This is a genomic window from Lentibacillus salinarum (assembly GCF_042679865.1).
Taxonomy (GTDB): domain Bacteria; phylum Bacillota; class Bacilli; order Bacillales; family Amphibacillaceae; genus Lentibacillus; species Lentibacillus salinarum.
The window spans coordinates 27,062-43,192 of the sequence record NZ_JBHTNH010000014.1; the positions used below are offsets into that span (position 1 = coordinate 27,062).

The 16,131-nt window shown below is 44.1% G+C and carries 21 protein-coding genes; 10 read left to right on the top strand and 11 right to left on the bottom strand.

What is annotated here, in order from left to right; translation table 11 throughout:
• Positions 1–59: 59 nt before the first annotated feature.
• Positions 60–1,082 carry a potassium channel family protein gene (locus ACFQ4A_RS07125; protein ID WP_382399003.1) on the top strand — a complete coding sequence of 341 codons (1,023 nt, stop codon included), beginning with the start codon at positions 60–62 and terminating at the stop codon, positions 1,080–1,082.
• Here the strand turns inward: ACFQ4A_RS07125 and ACFQ4A_RS07130 are convergent.
• Positions 1,068–1,475 (bottom strand): YugN family protein, encoded by a 408-nt coding sequence (locus ACFQ4A_RS07130; RefSeq protein WP_382399005.1) that lies wholly within the window; start codon positions 1,473–1,475, stop codon positions 1,068–1,070. The two genes, ACFQ4A_RS07125 and ACFQ4A_RS07130, sit on opposite strands and share 15 nt — an antisense overlap.
• Positions 1,476–1,589: 114 nt before the next feature.
• Here ACFQ4A_RS07130 and yugI point away from each other — a divergent pair, with 114 nt between their 5' ends.
• The 3 genes from yugI to ACFQ4A_RS07145 all read left to right on the top strand — a co-directional run bounded on the left by yugI (position 1,590) and on the right by ACFQ4A_RS07145 (position 4,959).
• A complete protein-coding gene (gene yugI / locus ACFQ4A_RS07135; RefSeq protein WP_382399007.1) occupies positions 1,590–1,976 on the top strand; it encodes a S1 domain-containing post-transcriptional regulator GSP13 in 387 nt (128 codons plus the stop codon).
• 177 nt (positions 1,977–2,153) lie between these two features.
• Positions 2,154–3,503, top strand: a complete 1,350-nt coding sequence (locus ACFQ4A_RS07140) for a glucose-6-phosphate isomerase (protein ID WP_382399009.1) — start codon at positions 2,154–2,156, stop codon at positions 3,501–3,503.
• Between the two features lie 286 nt (positions 3,504–3,789).
• Positions 3,790–4,959, top strand: coding sequence for a MalY/PatB family protein (locus ACFQ4A_RS07145; protein WP_382399011.1), 1,170 nt, complete (start codon positions 3,790–3,792; stop codon positions 4,957–4,959).
• Positions 4,960–5,083: 124 nt separating this feature from the next.
• Here ACFQ4A_RS07145 and ACFQ4A_RS07150 read toward each other — a convergent pair whose 3' ends face one another.
• Together ACFQ4A_RS07150 and ACFQ4A_RS07155 are read right to left on the bottom strand one after the other, a co-directional pair.
• Entirely contained in the window at positions 5,084–5,656 is a 573-nt protein-coding gene (locus ACFQ4A_RS07150; protein ID WP_382399013.1) for a superoxide dismutase family protein, read from the bottom strand.
• An 84-nt stretch (positions 5,657–5,740) separates the two neighbouring features.
• Positions 5,741–5,920 (bottom strand): hypothetical protein, encoded by a 180-nt coding sequence (locus tag ACFQ4A_RS07155; protein WP_382399015.1) that lies wholly within the window; start codon positions 5,918–5,920, stop codon positions 5,741–5,743.
• A gap of 119 nt (positions 5,921–6,039) precedes the next feature.
• Here ACFQ4A_RS07155 and ACFQ4A_RS07160 point away from each other — a divergent pair, with 119 nt between their 5' ends.
• Complete coding sequence (locus ACFQ4A_RS07160; RefSeq protein ID WP_382399017.1) at positions 6,040–6,432, top strand: kinase-associated lipoprotein B; 393 nt, start codon at positions 6,040–6,042, stop codon at positions 6,430–6,432.
• Positions 6,433–6,566: 134 nt separating this feature from the next.
• Here the strand turns inward: ACFQ4A_RS07160 and ACFQ4A_RS07165 are convergent, their stop codons facing one another.
• Complete coding sequence (locus ACFQ4A_RS07165; protein WP_382399019.1) at positions 6,567–6,830, bottom strand: phosphocarrier protein HPr; 264 nt, start codon at positions 6,828–6,830, stop codon at positions 6,567–6,569.
• 206 nt (positions 6,831–7,036) lie between these two features.
• On the opposite strand from ACFQ4A_RS07165, the gene deoD reads away from it, so the two are divergent.
• The 3 genes from deoD (at position 7,037) to ACFQ4A_RS07180 (ending at position 9,328) form a co-directional block, all read left to right on the top strand.
• Entirely contained in the window at positions 7,037–7,744 is a 708-nt protein-coding gene (gene deoD, locus ACFQ4A_RS07170) for a purine-nucleoside phosphorylase (protein WP_382399021.1), read from the top strand.
• Positions 7,745–8,106: 362 nt separating this feature from the next.
• Positions 8,107–8,697 carry a biotin transporter BioY gene (locus ACFQ4A_RS07175; RefSeq protein WP_382399023.1) on the top strand — a complete coding sequence of 197 codons (591 nt, stop codon included), beginning with the start codon at positions 8,107–8,109 and terminating at the stop codon, positions 8,695–8,697.
• Between the two features lie 154 nt (positions 8,698–8,851).
• A complete protein-coding gene (locus ACFQ4A_RS07180; protein ID WP_382399025.1) occupies positions 8,852–9,328 on the top strand; it encodes a divergent PAP2 family protein in 477 nt (158 codons plus the stop codon).
• Positions 9,329–9,496: 168 nt separating this feature from the next.
• On the opposite strand, the gene ACFQ4A_RS07185 is transcribed toward ACFQ4A_RS07180, so the two are convergent.
• The 3 genes from ACFQ4A_RS07185 to ACFQ4A_RS07195 all read right to left on the bottom strand — a co-directional run bounded on the left by ACFQ4A_RS07185 (position 9,497) and on the right by ACFQ4A_RS07195 (position 12,032).
• On the bottom strand, positions 9,497–10,177 hold the full coding sequence (locus ACFQ4A_RS07185) for a 3D domain-containing protein (protein ID WP_382399027.1): 681 nt from the start codon (positions 10,175–10,177) through the stop codon (positions 9,497–9,499).
• 228 nt (positions 10,178–10,405) lie between these two features.
• A complete protein-coding gene (locus ACFQ4A_RS07190; protein ID WP_382399029.1) occupies positions 10,406–10,717 on the bottom strand; it encodes a YuiB family protein in 312 nt (103 codons plus the stop codon).
• A 97-nt stretch (positions 10,718–10,814) separates the two neighbouring features.
• A complete protein-coding gene (locus ACFQ4A_RS07195; RefSeq protein WP_382399031.1) occupies positions 10,815–12,032 on the bottom strand; it encodes an NAD(P)/FAD-dependent oxidoreductase in 1,218 nt (405 codons plus the stop codon).
• Between the two features lie 319 nt (positions 12,033–12,351).
• Between ACFQ4A_RS07195 and ACFQ4A_RS07200 the strand changes: the two genes are divergently transcribed.
• Positions 12,352–13,338: an NAD(P)/FAD-dependent oxidoreductase gene (locus ACFQ4A_RS07200; protein ID WP_382399033.1), complete on the top strand. Its 987-nt coding sequence runs from the start codon at positions 12,352–12,354 to the stop codon at positions 13,336–13,338.
• 174 nt (positions 13,339–13,512) lie between these two features.
• Here ACFQ4A_RS07200 and ACFQ4A_RS07205 read toward each other — a convergent pair whose 3' ends face one another.
• The 3 genes from ACFQ4A_RS07205 to ACFQ4A_RS07215 all read right to left on the bottom strand — a co-directional run bounded on the left by ACFQ4A_RS07205 (position 13,513) and on the right by ACFQ4A_RS07215 (position 14,761).
• On the bottom strand, positions 13,513–13,869 hold the full coding sequence (locus ACFQ4A_RS07205; protein ID WP_382399035.1) for a HesB/IscA family protein: 357 nt from the start codon (positions 13,867–13,869) through the stop codon (positions 13,513–13,515).
• A gap of 185 nt (positions 13,870–14,054) precedes the next feature.
• A complete protein-coding gene (locus tag ACFQ4A_RS07210; RefSeq protein WP_382399037.1) occupies positions 14,055–14,381 on the bottom strand; it encodes a YuzD family protein in 327 nt (108 codons plus the stop codon).
• A 29-nt stretch (positions 14,382–14,410) separates the two neighbouring features.
• Positions 14,411–14,761 carry a hypothetical protein gene (locus ACFQ4A_RS07215; RefSeq protein WP_382399039.1) on the bottom strand — a complete coding sequence of 117 codons (351 nt, stop codon included), beginning with the start codon at positions 14,759–14,761 and terminating at the stop codon, positions 14,411–14,413.
• Between the two features lie 91 nt (positions 14,762–14,852).
• On the opposite strand from ACFQ4A_RS07215, the gene ACFQ4A_RS07220 reads away from it, so the two are divergent.
• Complete coding sequence (locus ACFQ4A_RS07220) at positions 14,853–15,077, top strand: NifU family protein (protein WP_090234795.1); 225 nt, start codon at positions 14,853–14,855, stop codon at positions 15,075–15,077.
• Positions 15,078–15,121: 44 nt separating this feature from the next.
• Here ACFQ4A_RS07220 and ACFQ4A_RS07225 read toward each other — a convergent pair whose 3' ends face one another.
• The gene (locus ACFQ4A_RS07225; RefSeq protein WP_382399110.1) at positions 15,122–16,084 is read right to left on the bottom strand and encodes a 2-hydroxyacid dehydrogenase; all 963 of its coding nucleotides are present in this window, start codon (positions 16,082–16,084) and stop codon (positions 15,122–15,124) included.
• Positions 16,085–16,131 lie beyond the last annotated feature (47 nt).

Consider the following 16,131-nt stretch of genomic DNA (forward strand, 5'->3'; position numbering starts at 1 on the left):
CGCCGGACCACAGTGCGTATAGAGATTTACGCCCTTTGCCTATACTATATGTGACTATAATGATAGGCAAAGGTGACAAAATGAATCTTGAGACGTTTAAACATATTTTTTATCGGATGCCGATTGTCGTAAGGCTTCTGCTTTCCGTCACTATCCTCATGCTGTTTTTCGGGACAGTGATTCATGTGATAGAACCACAGCAATTCCCATCGGTTTTCGACGGGGTCTGGTGGGCTTTCGTGACTGGGGCTACTGTTGGCTACGGTGATTATGTCCCGCTAACAGCTCCAGGCAGAATTGTTGGGATAGTTCTCATTCTCTCCGGTGGGGGTATGCTGACATTTTACATAACAACATTGGCTGCCAAAACGATTAATCATGAGAATGATTTGTCGGAGGGGAAAGTTTCCTATAAAGGCAAACAGCATATCATTGTGATTGGATGGAACGAACGGACGAAGCAACTGGTCGAAATGATTGCGGATAAAGACACCAATCAGGAAATTGTCCTGATCGACCGGACATTAAGTGAATTGCAGTACCGGCATTTTCCGGTTCACTTTATTCATGGCGATCCAAGTGAGGATGCCGTATTGGTGCAGGCTAATATTGAAGAAGCTGAATCAGTTTTGATCAGTGCTGACATCACGATCGATGAGCGTAAAGCGGATATTAATACTATCCTGGCGACGGTTGCCGTCCGGGGAAATAATCAGGATATACCGATTAATGCTGAGATACTCACCATCAGTCAAGTTGAAAACGGGATTCGTGCCGGTGCCGATACGGTTATCAGCTCCAATGATTTCATGAGCACCTTATTTTACCATGAGCTTTTTCATAAAGCGCATACACGCCCATTCGAAACCGTCTTAAATTTGTTAAACCAGCAGCAATTTTCCCATATCAAACTTCCGGACGAGCTGGACGGAAGTTCGTTTAAGCAGGCGGTAGCTTTTTTTCTGGAAAATCATGAACTGTTGCTCGGCCTCATCCGCGACAGCCAGTGGATCATGAATCCAGCAGAAGCGATCACGCTGGACATGGATGATACACTCGTTATCCTGTCAACCTGGGAGTAACAGTCTCTCCACTTTTTGCATGATGCGCTTGCCTGCCTGAACGGGCTGTCCGGGTGTACCAGTATCGGCAAACGCCGGTGATGGAACCGGTGTTGCTTCCCCGGTTGTTGCCTTACCCACCATGTATGGCCCCATTGCATTATCATAGCCGCGGTCGAGTAAGAATGGCTGATCGATTCGTACCGTCACACCGGGGTAATCCAGTGACCCGGAAACCGCATAAAAAGGGATCCTTAAAGCGTAATAGACACCTTGATCATCAATCTTAATGTCAACGTACCTTTCCTGATAATTCCAATTCGATGCAAAGATAAATCCATCAGGCTTTAATCTTTCTTCCAGTACGTATAATGGATAGATATGATTACAAATGCTTGAATCCAGTGGGATCATCGCAAAATCTCCCCCTTCCAGGCTTCTATGTCTATGTTTTGCCCGGATTCGGAATTTATGCTAAAATGTTTTATTGTGTAAAAAAATACCGAATAAGTTATAGGAGTGTTCAGCATGACAGACAAGTTTGAAACGGGTCAGGTTTTGGAAGGAAACGTTACAGGCATTCAGCCATATGGTGCATTTGTCGCTCTGGATGATGAAACACAAGGATTGGTCCATATTTCTGAAATAACACACGGCTATGTTAAGGATATTCATGACCATCTGGCAGTCGGGGATGCGGTTAAGGTAAAGGTGTTAAATGTTGATACGGAAAACAACAAGGTGTCATTATCCATCCGCGCAACACAGGAACCGCCTAAAAACCGCACCAATAACCAAAAAAACCATGCACCAAAGCAGCAGGATAATGCCAGCGCCGGTTTTAATACTTTAAAAGATAAACTTGACGAATGGATCAAACAGTCCGAAAATCGGGAAGGAACATTCAAAAGATAATTTGCCGGGTGATAGGGGCTTGTCTCGTTAAGAAAACGTGATAAAGCTTCTTTTTTTAATCGTCTTCTTGATTTAGCTACCCCGCATCGGGTAAAGTAAAATAGGGCAACCTCATTTTCCAGTAGCGGTCCGTTGAATGATATAATAACTGATTCTTTAGGGTAAGGGAGGATAAACATGGGTCATATCCATTTTTCTTATGACGAGGCGTTGGATTTTTTGAACCAGAATGAACTTGATTATTTATCGGATGACGTGACATTAGCACACCATAAACTCCACGAAAAAACCGGTCAGGGCCATAACTTTCTCGGCTGGATTGATTGGCCGGAAAATTATGATCAGGAAGAATATGCACGTATTCATTCAGCAGCGGACAAGATTCGAAATGACTCCGATGTGCTGCTTGTCATTGGCATCGGCGGGTCATACCTGGGTGCCCGTGCGGCTATGGAAATGTTGAACCATTCATTCCAGAACATGTTGCACGATCACCAACGACATGCACCACAAGTGATTTTTGTCGGACATCATATGAGTGCCACTTATATTAACGAGTTGTTCGATATTCTCAAAGATAAAGATGTGTCCATTAATGTCATTTCCAAAAGCGGTACAACCACCGAACCGGCCATCGCTTTTCGCATATTCCAGAAATTTCTTGAAGATAAATATGGTACGGAAAAAGCCAAAAGCCGGATTTATGCCACCACCGACAAGGCGAAAGGGGCATTAAAAACCACTTCCGATCAAGAAGGCTACGAAACTTTCGTGATTCCCGATGATATCGGCGGGCGCTATTCTGTTCTTACAGCAGTCGGACTTCTGCCAATTGCCGTGAGCGGCGTCTCCATCGATGACATGATGCAAGGCGCAAAAGCCGCCATGGATGATCTAGCTGAGCCATCACTTGCTGGTAATCCTGCTTATCAATATGCAGCTGCCCGGAATATTCTGTATAACAAAGGCAAAACCATTGAAATGCTGATCAACTATGAACCGCATCTGCACTATTTCAGCGAATGGTGGAAACAGCTCTTTGGTGAGAGTGAAGGAAAGGATCAGAAAGGCATTTTTCCGACTTCGGCCAATTTCACGACCGATCTCCATTCGATGGGCCAATATATCCAGGACGGCCGCCGCGACCTGTTCGAAACCGTCCTGCATGTAAACAAGTCTAATAAGAATATGACGTTAGAAGCCGATGACGTAAACGCTGACGGCCTCAATTACCTGGCAGGAAAAACACTCGATGAGATTAACGACAAAGCATATCAGGGGACACTGCTGGCCCATACCGACGGTGGCGTACCAAACCTAATTGTCGAAATACCGACACTTGATGCTTACACATTTGGGTATCTCGTGTATTTTTTCGAAAAAGCATGTGCCATGAGCGGCTATCTGTTGGGTGTTAACCCGTTTGACCAACCAGGTGTAGAGGCGTATAAGAAAAATATGTTTGCCCTTTTAGGCAAGCCCGGGTTTGAAGATGAGAGAGCGAAACTGGCGAAGCGCCTAAAATAACGAACAAAAGCAATATACGGAACAGGGCGACCGTTGATGTTGTCAGCCTTCCCCACTTTAAAGTCAAAAGGATCATTAATTTTTTCCTGTGCCATGTTTATATTTTTAAATAAAGGGTAACACTATAACTGTAAGACTTTCTCGTATTCCCCCTGTTAGCAAGGCGTTACAAACGTCTTGCTTTTTTTTGTTTTCACAATGGCTAAAATTTAACCTGTGCAGCGTTTTCCAGTATAATACCTATCAGGGACCTGATTTAAATCTTATATTGCGTAGGAGGTTAACGATGGGAATTTTTGAAGAAGTGCATGATCGCAAGAATACACGCTCAGTTAAATGGGACATGCGCAAGGCTGTGTTTCAATCAGATGATGTTCTGCCGATGTGGGTCGCTGACATGGATTTCCAGGCGCCAAAGGCCGTTAATGACGCTTTGATCGAACGGGCTAAACACGGCATATACGGATACACGACGATTGATGATGATGTGACAACGCCAATCATAAACTGGATTTCCAAACGGCATCACTGGGATATCCGCAAAGAATGGCTGTCCTTCAGTCCCGGCGTTGTGACAAGTTTACATATGGCCGTCCAGGCTTTTACTGAACCCGGTGACAACATCCTGATTCAAACACCCGTCTACACCCCTTTTTACAGTGTGATTGAATCACATGACAGAAAGGTTATAAAAAATCCGCTTCGCCACGAAGATCGTTATTATCAGATTGATTTTAACGACTTTGAAGCGAAACTGGAACAAGGGGTGAGCGCATTTATCCTATGTTCGCCGCATAACCCGGTTGGGCGCGTGTGGACAAAAGAAGAACTGGAGGAAATGGCCAGACTGTGCCTGAAACATAACGTGCTGATCCTGTCCGATGAAATCCATGCCGATTTAATTTATCCTGGGGAAAGGCACATTCCAATCGCCTCCCTGTCAGATGAGATTGCCGAACAGACCATTACGTGCATGGCACCGTCGAAAACCTTCAACCTGGCGGGATTGCAAGCATCCTATCTGATCACAACTGATAAACAAAAAAAAGAGGCTTTGGATGACCAATTAAAGAAACAAGGTCTTAATATGATCAATACGATGGGCAATACGGCAATGGAAGCGGCTTACCGGTACGGGGAAGAATGGCTCGATGAATTCCGTGAAATCATACAGTCTCATAAGGCATATGTGATCGAACAGTTTGAAAAACGTACCGATGCATTGGAAGTGACACGCTCAGAAGGTACTTACTTGCTGTGGATTGACTGTAGCCGACTGCAATTGGACAGTCAAACTTTGAAACAATTCATGAATGAAACAGCCAAAGTCGGGCTTAATGCCGGTGTGGATTATGGTGAGGAAGGCCAGTTGTTTATGCGCATGAACGTTGCCTGTCCGCGCGAAACACTTGAACAAGGTGTCAGCCGGATTATTGAAGCCGTCAATTCCCGTTAAGAAATCGGGGGTGAACCATGTTAATATGGGTTCTCCCCCAGTTTAATTTTTTCCCTATTGTTTCCGCTCTGCTCTTCTGTCGAGATTCCCGCTTTTCTGATATCTGCTCGCTTCTACCCGACCATTAATCCTCCTGATCTTCATTAAAATCAGTTGGATCTGTTGGTGTTTCACTTGATTCTTTTTCGTCATCGGCAATCAGCCCGCATGCTATTCTGGGACCGGATTCGCCGCCCGGTTGACTGACGCCGTCATCCTTTTCCTGATGAATGACGAGTGATGTGCCTTCACCTTTCAGCAGCGAATTTTTGCCATCTAGCAGTGTCGCTTCCGGCAGCGTCAATTCCGCGTCAACAAGGCCGTTCTGATCAGCTTCAATATTCGGCAGATCACCTAAGTGTGAACCTTCCGGGTGCATGGGACCATGCTCATTGCCTTCCGGATTAAAATGACTACCAGCTGAAGTGAAGTCTGGCTGATCACACTTCGGATATTCATGTACATGGATGCCATGATAACCGGGATCCAATCCTTCAAGCTTCAATTCAAAATCGACGGCATCATCGCCTTCTGTTAATTTCGCCGTCCCAATCATATCTCCGGACACGTTATACATACTGACTGTCCTTGACGTATCGTCATTTGGCTGACAAGCCGTTAGGACTATAAGTAAAACAATGAACCATATCTTTTTCATAAACCCTGCTCCTTTGCAGATGCTCTGGTTTCAGTATCTGCAGTTAGACAAAAAATAAACAGGCCCATGATGACTTGAGCCTGGTTACTCCTCGTTCTTGTTGACGTTTTGCTCGTATTGCTTGTCGACTTTGTCAGCTTCTTTTTTGGAGTGTTTGACCAAAAAATACATGGTCACGACAGCACCGATTATAAAAATAACAAGTGTGATGGCAGCAGGTATATATTCCGTTTTATCATCCGGAAAATACAAAAATTCCATCATGACAGACCACTTCCTTCCCCTTTATTATAGCATTCATCATCATCAAACCAAAAGAGAACCTGACGATTGCCGTATCCATCCAACATCTGGCACAATAGGAGTAAGGAGGAGGTTATCGTATGGCAGTTTCAATTGGTGACATGGTTCAGGTCAAATATAATTCCGGCAAATACATAGGTGAAGTGCTGGAAGACCGCGGCGAACGTTATTTGATAAAAGTCCATGCCGTTGTCAAGCACCCAATGCAGGGTGATCTGCATAACCCTGGTGAAACAGAAGGGGTCTTTTTCCAAGTACGAAAAGCACTTGCGCATTATGAAAAAATGAACGTCGTCAAGTCCGCGGTCAAAAGCTTTGACGGTGGGTTGCCGGATTACGGGACATCACTCAAGCAAGCCATCGCAGATATGAAACAGCAGCTTTCCAAAAAGGATACTACCTTCAACCAGCAGTCATTGAAACAGATTGAAGAGCTTGAGCAGGACGTCTATACGAAAAGCTATTATAAATAGGAAAAACCCCGTTTTTTTGGCGGGATCCTGTTCGCAATGTTTCGATTCTAACCAGAAAAGTGGAGCTGGCAGTAAAATATACCGGCTCCACTTTTCCATTCAGACGGCATTCGTCTTAACGCCATTCGTCGTTATTATTCACCAAGGTGCTCATTGATAATGTCTGTAACGCCTTGAATTGCTTCAGCTTCGTCCCCGCCTGTTGCAGTAATTTTCACTTCAGCACCTTTTGGGATACCCAAGGACATGACACCCATAATCGATTTAAGATTCACGTCTTTTCCATTATATGAAATTTCGATTTCCGATTCGAACTGCCCCGCTTTATTAACAAGTAATGTTGCCGGACGTGCATGCACACCGGTATCCGCTGTAATCGTAAACGTTTTTTCCTCCATGAATATTCATCCTTCCAAAAAATAATTCCTATCGTATGTATTCCGCTTATCATGAAATACTATACATTCGTATTATATACAATAATGGTGATTATTGAAATAGAAAAGCAACGATTCCTGTGGCATTTTCGTGAAATTTGTTTTTCCCCACCCGTTATGATAACGTTTAAGTTGAATATTTTTTGATTGCAGGAGGCGGAATGAGCATGAGTATCCATATAGGAGCCAATAAAGGTGACATCGCTGACAAAATTTTACTCCCCGGTGACCCACTGAGAGCACAGTTCATTGCGGAAACCTTTTTGGACGATGTTACACAATACAATCAGGTACGGGGCATGTATGGTTTTACCGGTACATATAAAGGAGAACGCGTATCCGTCCAGGGGACCGGTATGGGCGTCCCCTCTATTTCGATTTACGTTAACGAACTAATCCAGGAATATGATGTACAAAAATTAATTCGCGTCGGTACATGCGGGGCAATCCAGGACGATGTTAAAGTCCGGGATGTTATCCTGGCCCAGGGTGCCACAACAGATTCCCAAATGAACCGGATGATTTTCAACGGGATCGATTATGCTCCCCTGGCCGATTTCGAGCTGCTGAAAAATGCTTATGACACCGGAAAGGAACAAGGCCTGAACTTGCAAGTCGGCAATGTCTTTACGAGTGATACGTTCTACCGGGACAACGCCAAAGACGTTAACGAACTGCTTGCCAAATATAATGTGCTGGCGATTGAAATGGAAACGACCGCATTATATACACTCGCAGCCAAATTTAACCGCCAGGCATTAACCGTTTTGACGGTATCCGACCATATTCTCACGGGTGAGGAAACGACCGCTGAAGAACGCCAGACAACATTCCATGATATGATGGAAGTTGCGCTTGATACAGCTATTAAATAAAAGTCATCAGAACAGCTCGATACAAAGGGGATGGGACAAAAGTGTTTAAAATAAAGTAAAATCCGAACTAACTAGAAGTTATGGTTGGTGCATATAATCCGCTCCGGAAATATACTTCGCTTTCCGCGGGCGGCTGGTGAGCCTCCTCGCGCTGGCGCACTGCGGGGTCTCACCTATGCCTTTCCTCCCGCTGGAGTCTACGTATATTTCCTCCGCTCAAGCAGTGGATTGTTCATCTTTAGAATTGTCATTATAGTTATGTCCCAGCCTCTTTTTTGTTTATATTGTCAACCTAATAAAATATAGGTTGACAATATATTGAATTATAGTTATTATCTAATCATATAAAGGGGGGCTTGTGATTGAATACATTACGAACAGTTGATTTAACGTTTGGGGCCGTTTTTGTCTGCTTGATGGCCATAGGTGCCAACATTACCGTCTGGTTCCCTGTGTTGGCATTACCGATCGGCGGTGCGACCGTCCCATTATCGCTGCAGACATTTTTCGCCACCATAGCGGGGTTGATGCTTGGAAAAAAGCGTGGGAGTATTGCGATGATGACCTACATATTGGTCGGGATGGCGGGTGTACCGGTATTTGCCCAAATGAAGGCAGGTCCAATGCAGCTTATCTCACCGACCGGCGGATTTATTCTCTCATTTATCTTCGTGGCCTTCTTCACCGGATTGATAGCTGAACGCAGCCGAAAACCATCCATACCGGCATATACCGTAGCATCGCTGGTGGGACTAGCATTTAATTATGGAATCGGCGTAACCTATATGTATTTAGCGATGAATACATGGCTGGCGCTGGCCATTTCCTATCCGGTTGCATGGGCCAGTATGATGCCATTTTTGATTAAAGATGCGGGATTAGCCTGTTTAGCTGCATTATTTATGGTAAGCCTGGCCAAACGCGTCCCGTCAAGATGGATAGCCACGGCATGAATTTCCTAATCGATCGCTCCGACAAATTTTTAAATGGGACAATCCTTTCTTGATTAAACTTTAAACCGGGATATGGTAAAATAACGTTATCATGTATGTCAATCGTTTTATTCATATTCTGCAACAGCAATAAAGAAAGGATGTTCCCGCCTTCATGGAACTGTTCACGAACTTCCCGTTATGGGCTGCATTATCTGCCATCGTCTTTGCGCAGGTGATCAAAATTCCTATCCGACTGCTGGCAATGCGAGAATTTAAACCGGGGTTAGCCTTCTCGACCGGTGGTATGCCGAGCAGCCATTCTGCTGCAGTGGCCGCTTTGACAACCGGAATCGGGATTATGGAAGGAACGTATTCTATCATGTTCGCCATATCGTCGGTTTTCAGTGTGATTATTATGTTCGATGCCTCAGGTGTCCGCAGACAGGCAGGTGAACAAGCGATTGTCATCAACCAACTGGTGAAGGACTTTCAATACTTTGTGGAAGGTGCAAAAGACTGGAATCGCAAAGCGGAATACCAGAAGCGGAAAGAACTGAAAGAACTTCTCGGCCATCAGCCAATCGAGGTATTGATCGGCGGGCTGTCGGGAATTGGAATGGCCTTTTTCCTATATCAATTTTTCTCATAAAACGTGTAAATAAGGAAAACTCGGCTGCCGCCTCGTCTTTTAGAGGTCAGAGGCCGGAAGTCAGACTTGAAGAAATTGGCGATTTAGTCGATTTCGGTATTGAAAACGTCGACCAACATTATACGCTGATGAAAAAGACGTCCCGCCGATTTGCGGAACGTCTTTTGGTTAGCTTTCGACAATCTGATTCCTGAAGACTTGCATCGATTCATTTTCGTTTAAACTGTTTAAAGCCTCTTCACTCAACGTGCCGTCGCCCTCTTCGACAATGTAGACCTCAACTTCTTTCTTGCCCCATTCGTCATAAACATCTTCAACAGTATCGTAGTATAAATCTATTTTATTTCCATTAATTGCACCGCCTTTATCGGCAACAACCCCGTATCCGTACCCGGGGATATACATAATCGTACCAATCGGATAAATATCCAGATCAGCTGCAATAGTGGAATATAGATCGCGTTTTACTTGGACACCGGAATAAGTGATACCGTATTCCGGGTGGTCAGACGTTTTACCGGTTGATTCAACACCTGCCGTATAGCCGGTTGCCGTAACGGTTGCACTTGGATAGTCTTTTGTATTCACATACTCTTCCAATGATTGCGGTCCTTCAATTTGATCACTGGAAATATAACGTTTTTGCTGTTTTTTTGTCTTCAGTTCCTTGTCTTGCAACACCGTTTCCCTAAGGACGGCTTTTTCAGAGGATGCGGATGATGTTGCCCTTTCCCCGCTCGACCATGCTTGTACATCTGCAAATGATAGATTGGATATCGATGACCATGTTGTCAAAAGCGCTCCGAAAAACAAGAACGTCATGACAAATCGTTTAAGTAGCGTCAACATACTAAATGATAACACCTTTCCGGCAGTGTGCTATTTTCGTGTAACAATCAGGTAATTCCCTGTTACACCGGAAATAACTGCCTACTTGGACAGTGTTACCAAATCAAAAAAATATATACGTGATGATTAAAAACAATCGATCTAAATGCCTTGACCATGGCTCCCAATTGATACAAATAAAGCGTTAACCCGTTATATCCAGGTTAACGCCCTTTTCCAGTCCAGCACCTAAAACATCTGATAGCCGCTTTTGCGGAGCAATCGGATCACGATTCCGGATACAATGGTCCCGATAAAACCTGCTCCCAAAATGCTTATATCCGCAATGGTAATCTCTGTCAGCCGGGAAAATGCTGCAGTAAATGATGCTCCTGGTGCTGTAAAATATTCCGTTGTCGCAATATCATCAACAATCAGCAAAACGATAAATGGATAAATAACAGCCATTAGCCATGTACGACGCAACAGCATATTCAATATAAACGCCAGTCCGAAAAATATGACAAAAAACAATAAAATCGAAACGATAAACTGTATCAACGCTGGATCTCCCTTCACCAATAAATACAGCTTTTATTCTATAACAAAACAATAAAAAAGCAAAGACGACCGTTCTATCTTTGCTTATCATAGCCTGTCAATAAAAAATATTGAATTTACCCTTACGCATTAGCTGATTGAAACCACCCAACCTCAATAAATAATAATTATCGATTAGTTTCTTCAACATGACAGCTTTCCAGCCAAATAATTTGCGGTTGTTTAGAATAGTCCCTGTGGCATCCGTATGGCCAAGAGACACAACGGTTCCGGACCGCTTCGGTTTATATGCCGTGAATTCTTCTTCACCCTGTATGAGTGCTTTAACATTATGGACCACAATGTCTGATTGCTGAATCGCCATGTTTGCAGTTAACGGATAAAGTTTATCGGATTCTTTTTCCGTAACACCGGTACACTCATCGATAGCAAATACATCTTCGAAACCAGATACCCGCATATCATCACAAATATCAATTTCGCCCTGATTATGGGTGAACCCGCTATTCACCGCAATTGAATTAGTGCGGACACCGCCAGTCCAAACGGTTGTATACGTCGGGATGGTTTCATGTTTCCCGGCTTTTTCATATATCACGTGATCCGGTTTACACTCCTTCAGCCTGGCCCCGGTAATAAACTCGACACCGCGGGATTCAAGTGAACTCATGGCATATTTGGCTAGCTGTGGGTCAAAATCCGGCAGTACTGTTGACGACTGTTCAATGTTAATGACACGAATCATCGTTTTATGAATATCATATTCGTCACAAAGGTCCGGAATCCGGTTGGTCAACTCACCCAAATATTCAACCCCGCTCACTCCGCCGCCAACAACAATATTGAGTCTGCCCTTATTTTTTTCATCTTCGTGATGATACTTTGCAAAATTATATTCCAAGTGTTCTTTAAGAAGGCGGGCATTATTGACAGTCTCGATTGTAAAGGCATAGTCATCCAAACCGGGTATTCCATATGTCGCCGGCTCAACTCCCAATGCGATGACAAGAATGTCATATGACAATTCACCGCTCTCCAATTTGATCGTTTTCTCATCAGGTTTTATCGCGATAACGTTATCCACTATGAACCGGGTCTTCTCCATGTTGATGACATCCTTGACCGGAATCCGTGCCCGATCATGATGCAGTGTACCAGCCGCAATCTCATGCAGCCACGTCGTCTGGTAATGATAATCGTATTTGTTGACGAGTGTGACGGTTGCTTTATGAGCCGGCAACATTTTTTCCAGTTTAACGGCCGTCATAAGGCCACCATACCCCGCGCCTAAGATGACAATATTCGGCTTCCCCATTTTGTCCTCACTTCCATCTAACAAGAAATTCTGTCTATATAAACGTATCAAAATCATGCCGTTTTAATGCATGTATTTATTTTTCCGGCAAAGGCATTCCTTTCAAAACAACCAGTATGTTGTCATCCAATTGTAATCAATTCTATATCTTATGCTTTTTCCTGCAAAGTTTCAAGGCTATCGATTACTTTCCGGAAAATTTAATTTTTCCTAGTCCGTTGTTACTTCCTGTTCAGAGTGCATCAATACACATAACGGGTCTCTTTGTGGTACGATAGGAATGGTATATCATCAAAACATACTTAATGGGGGAACATCCATGTCAGATAAAGTTTATGACGTTACCATTATTGGAGCCGGTCCCACTGGGTTATTCACTGCTTTTTACGGTGGAATGCGTCAGGCAAGCGTTAAAATAATGGAAAGTTTACCACATACTGGCGGGCAATTGACAGCCTTATATCCAGAGAAATATATATATGATGTTGCAGGATTCCCGAAAGTACGCGCCCAGGATTTGGTGGACAACCTAGAGGAGCAGGCAAGCATGTTTGATCCGACAATCGTGCTGGGGCAATCGGTTGACAAAGTGGTGCGTCTTGACGACGGTACACTTAAATTAACGTCCAACAACGGTGAAGAACACTATACGAAGACGATTATCATTACAGCAGGCAATGGGGCATTTCAGCCGCGCCGTTTGAACGTTGATGGTTGTGACCAATTCGAAGGTGTCAACTTGCATTATCATGTGAAAGATATGAGCACCTATAAAGGGCAGAATGTCATGCTACTCGGCGGTGGTGACTCAGCAGTAGACTGGGCACTAATGCTGGAACCGATCGCCAATAAGGTCACACTGGTACACCGCCGTGATAAATTCCGGGCACATGAACATAGTGTTGAACAATTAATGAACTCCAGTGTTGAGATTGTCACGCCTTATGTCCCGTCAGCGATCAGTGGCAGGGATAAAATCGAAAGTGTTACGTTAAATGAAGCTAAAGGTGATAAATCATTCAATATCGACGTTGATTCCGTCCTGTGTAATTATGGTTTCGTTTCGTCACTCGGGCCCATTAAAGATTGGGGACTCGACATTGAAAAAAACAGTATCATGGTCAATTCCCGTATGGAAACCAATATTCCGGGGATTTATGCAGCCGGTGACATCACAACTTATCCCGGAAAAGTGAATCTGATTGCCACCGGATTCGGGGAAGGGCCAACAGCGATAAACAACGCGAAACAATACATCGATCCAAAAGCGCGCATCCAGCCCAAACACTCAACAGCCATGTTTTAAGGAAACGCTGACACGTCTTTTCAGATACCAGAGGTCAGAAGTCGGATTGAAAGAAATCGGTGATGTAGCCTAGCCGATTTCGGTATTGAAAACGACACCCAAAATATATACTGTCTGATCTTATAACAAAAACCAGAGTGCTTTATTCAAGCGCTCTGGTTTTTTGTCATTTTATTAACATTTCTCCGGTGTACCCTGACGTTTATCTGCTTTAAACGAGGATCCACAGCCGCATGATACGATAGCGTTTGGATTATCGATTGAAAACCCGCCGCCCATCATGTTTTGTTTAAAATCAATCGTCGTTCCTTCGATAATTGGTACGTCCTGCTTATTAATCACAACCGGAATGCCATTTATGTCCTCTACCATATCTAATTCATCATTCACATCATATTCAAATCCCAATGAATAGGAAAGGCCACTGCAGCCACCGCCTTTTATGCCAAAACGTAAACGGGCACCAGCTTCTTCTTCCTTCATCATTTCTTTAACCTGATCTGCCGCACCTTCTGTGATGGAAATAACCATAGTAATGTCATCCTCCCTCTTTTTTAAGATGAGTCAATCGATGTTCTACCAATAAGTATACAAACTATCGACCGATGATTCAATCGTTATAGCCTGTAGTTATAGCCTGTATAAACGGGTCGGAAATATCAAATTGATGCATCGCACATGTTCGTAAACGTATTTTCATGTCTCAACCCTTCTGTCTAAGCTTTAGCAACAGCGCCATTTTGATCCAATTCCAGGTAAATGGTTTTTAACCTCGGAATACCTTCAGCAACTATTTCGCCATTAACGAGCACAAGCGGATAAAAAAATTCATCATCCAAAATGCGCTCCGCCAGCTGCTGGTGCTTCACATCATCCGGTGGCTGTTCGATATCGACATATTCATACGAAATGTTATCAGCAACATACTTTCGACCGATAGCCGCCTGCAGCCACTCGTAAGTTTCCCATGAACCAGGTGCACCAACACAGCTTGCACAAATCTGTTCTGCCCCGTAAACCGTAATCAAGATGTTGTTCCCCATTTCGACTCCCCCCAATCATGTGATTACTTTTATTTTACAAAATGCTTGATTAAAGATAAAATAAAAGTAATCAAGAAAAATAATTTAATGGATAGATTTTTTAAACCACTCATCTTATAATGATCATAGGAAGCGTGTTCAAAAGCTGGATAAAAAAAGACCGGGAAGTTCCGGGCGGCATGGCTTTGAGCATAAGGAAAGCTCCCATGAAAAGACATCACACGCAAGAAAAGGGATTCTTCCTTTTCAAAGTACGGCGTGTATGTTTTCAAATACATGAGCAGCGGAAAAGCAAGCCGACGAGCTTCTCGCGTGTTGTTGTGACTTCTGCGCCCGCCACGGGACGTGAGCGGTTTTAGCGGAAGATCCTCTATCGACACCTCATTTTTACCGGCCTTTTTAAACGACCTCTAGAAGCATGTTTAAAAGCTGGTAATGCTTTGGATAACCTTTAGAAAGGAGAAGCGGATCATGCAAGAACAAGTACAGGAAGTATTGACCAAACTCCGCCCATTCCTGCTCCGCGATGGCGGTGATGTGGAGCTGGTGGATGTCGATGATGACGGCATCGTCCTTATTCGTCTTATGGGGGCTTGTGGTAACTGCCCAAGTTCTACCATCACATTGAAAGCTGGCATCGAACGTGCCTTAAGATCTGAAGTTCCAGGTGTGACAGAAATCGAACAGGTTTTTTAGCATACACTATAATTCAGGCAGACAAATCGATGTCTGCCTTTTTATTATACCGGTGTGATGGCCTTTTCGCCATCCAATACAGCCTTCAGGTTATCAAGCGACAGCTTAAGCATTTTTGTCCGGGTTGCTTCACTTGCAGAACCGATATGCGGCAGGCATACGACATTTTGAAGCCCTACAAGCGGATGCTCCGGAGAAATTGGTTCCTGGTCAAACACATCGAGACCGGCAGCCCGAATTTGACCATTTGTCAGCGCATCGTACAGTGCTTGTTCGTCCACTGTCCCGCCACGCGAAACATTAACAAAAATGGCCGATGATTTCATGTTCCGGAAAGCCTCTTCATCAAACATTTGTGCCGTCTTCTGTGTTAAAGGCACTAGTGATACGATAAAATCCGATCCCTGCAGCATAGCCGTAAAATTTTTATAAACGGCGCTCAGTTCCTGTTCGGCCTTTTCCTTCCTTGAACGGTTGTTGTACTGAATGGACATACCGAAACCTTTGGCCCGTCTTGCTACCGCTTCACCTATTCTGCCCATACCGGCAATGCCGATTGTTTTGCCGTGGATATCCGAGCCGGCTAGCAAATAAGGTGACCAGTAGTCCCATTTTCCTTCACGGATATAATCGGCCGCCTCAACGACCCGGCGCGCTGTAGCCATCAACAGCGCAAATGTTAAATCGGCCGTTGTTTCCGTCAGCACATCCGGTGTGTTCGTTACCACCACACCATTACTTCGGGCAGCTTCCACATCGATATTGTCATAGCCGACAGCCATATTGGCCACGACTTTCAGATTTTTGGCAGCAGCAAGTAATTCCTTGTCAACTGATTCAGTCAGCAAACATAAGAGTCCATCCGCTTTTGCGGCTTCCCGTAATAATATGTCGCGGGGCACCGGCTTATCTTCTTTTTCCCACATGCGAATATTGAATACTTCGCGGTACGGCTGCAAGACATCATCAGGAATTTTTCTGGTCACATAAACAACTGGTTTCATGATCTTCCCACCCCATTCACGATTGGTCTTTATCCCCTTCATAGCTGGAA

Excerpts from the sequence above, each read along its gene's own strand:
- ACFQ4A_RS07125 (WP_382399003.1), top strand. The coding sequence starts at position 60 with ATGATAGGCAAAGGTGACAAAATGAATCTTGAGACGTTTAAACATATT.
- ACFQ4A_RS07130 (WP_382399005.1), bottom strand. The coding sequence starts at position 1,475 with ATGATCCCACTGGATTCAAGCATTTGTAATCATATCTATCCATTATAC.
- yugI (WP_382399007.1), top strand. The coding sequence starts at position 1,590 with ATGACAGACAAGTTTGAAACGGGTCAGGTTTTGGAAGGAAACGTTACA.
- ACFQ4A_RS07140 (WP_382399009.1), top strand. The coding sequence starts at position 2,154 with ATGGGTCATATCCATTTTTCTTATGACGAGGCGTTGGATTTTTTGAAC.
- ACFQ4A_RS07145 (WP_382399011.1), top strand. The coding sequence starts at position 3,790 with ATGGGAATTTTTGAAGAAGTGCATGATCGCAAGAATACACGCTCAGTT.
- ACFQ4A_RS07150 (WP_382399013.1), bottom strand. The coding sequence starts at position 5,656 with ATGAAAAAGATATGGTTCATTGTTTTACTTATAGTCCTAACGGCTTGT.
- ACFQ4A_RS07155 (WP_382399015.1), bottom strand. The coding sequence starts at position 5,920 with ATGATGGAATTTTTGTATTTTCCGGATGATAAAACGGAATATATACCT.
- ACFQ4A_RS07160 (WP_382399017.1), top strand. The coding sequence starts at position 6,040 with ATGGCAGTTTCAATTGGTGACATGGTTCAGGTCAAATATAATTCCGGC.
- ACFQ4A_RS07165 (WP_382399019.1), bottom strand. The coding sequence starts at position 6,830 with ATGGAGGAAAAAACGTTTACGATTACAGCGGATACCGGTGTGCATGCA.
- deoD (WP_382399021.1), top strand. The coding sequence starts at position 7,037 with ATGAGTATCCATATAGGAGCCAATAAAGGTGACATCGCTGACAAAATT.
- ACFQ4A_RS07180 (WP_382399025.1), top strand. The coding sequence starts at position 8,852 with ATGGAACTGTTCACGAACTTCCCGTTATGGGCTGCATTATCTGCCATC.
- ACFQ4A_RS07185 (WP_382399027.1), bottom strand. The coding sequence starts at position 10,177 with ATGTTGACGCTACTTAAACGATTTGTCATGACGTTCTTGTTTTTCGGA.
- ACFQ4A_RS07195 (WP_382399031.1), bottom strand. The coding sequence starts at position 12,032 with ATGGGGAAGCCGAATATTGTCATCTTAGGCGCGGGGTATGGTGGCCTT.
- ACFQ4A_RS07200 (WP_382399033.1), top strand. The coding sequence starts at position 12,352 with ATGTCAGATAAAGTTTATGACGTTACCATTATTGGAGCCGGTCCCACT.
- ACFQ4A_RS07205 (WP_382399035.1), bottom strand. The coding sequence starts at position 13,869 with ATGGTTATTTCCATCACAGAAGGTGCGGCAGATCAGGTTAAAGAAATG.
- ACFQ4A_RS07210 (WP_382399037.1), bottom strand. The coding sequence starts at position 14,381 with ATGGGGAACAACATCTTGATTACGGTTTACGGGGCAGAACAGATTTGT.
- ACFQ4A_RS07220 (WP_090234795.1), top strand. The coding sequence starts at position 14,853 with ATGCAAGAACAAGTACAGGAAGTATTGACCAAACTCCGCCCATTCCTG.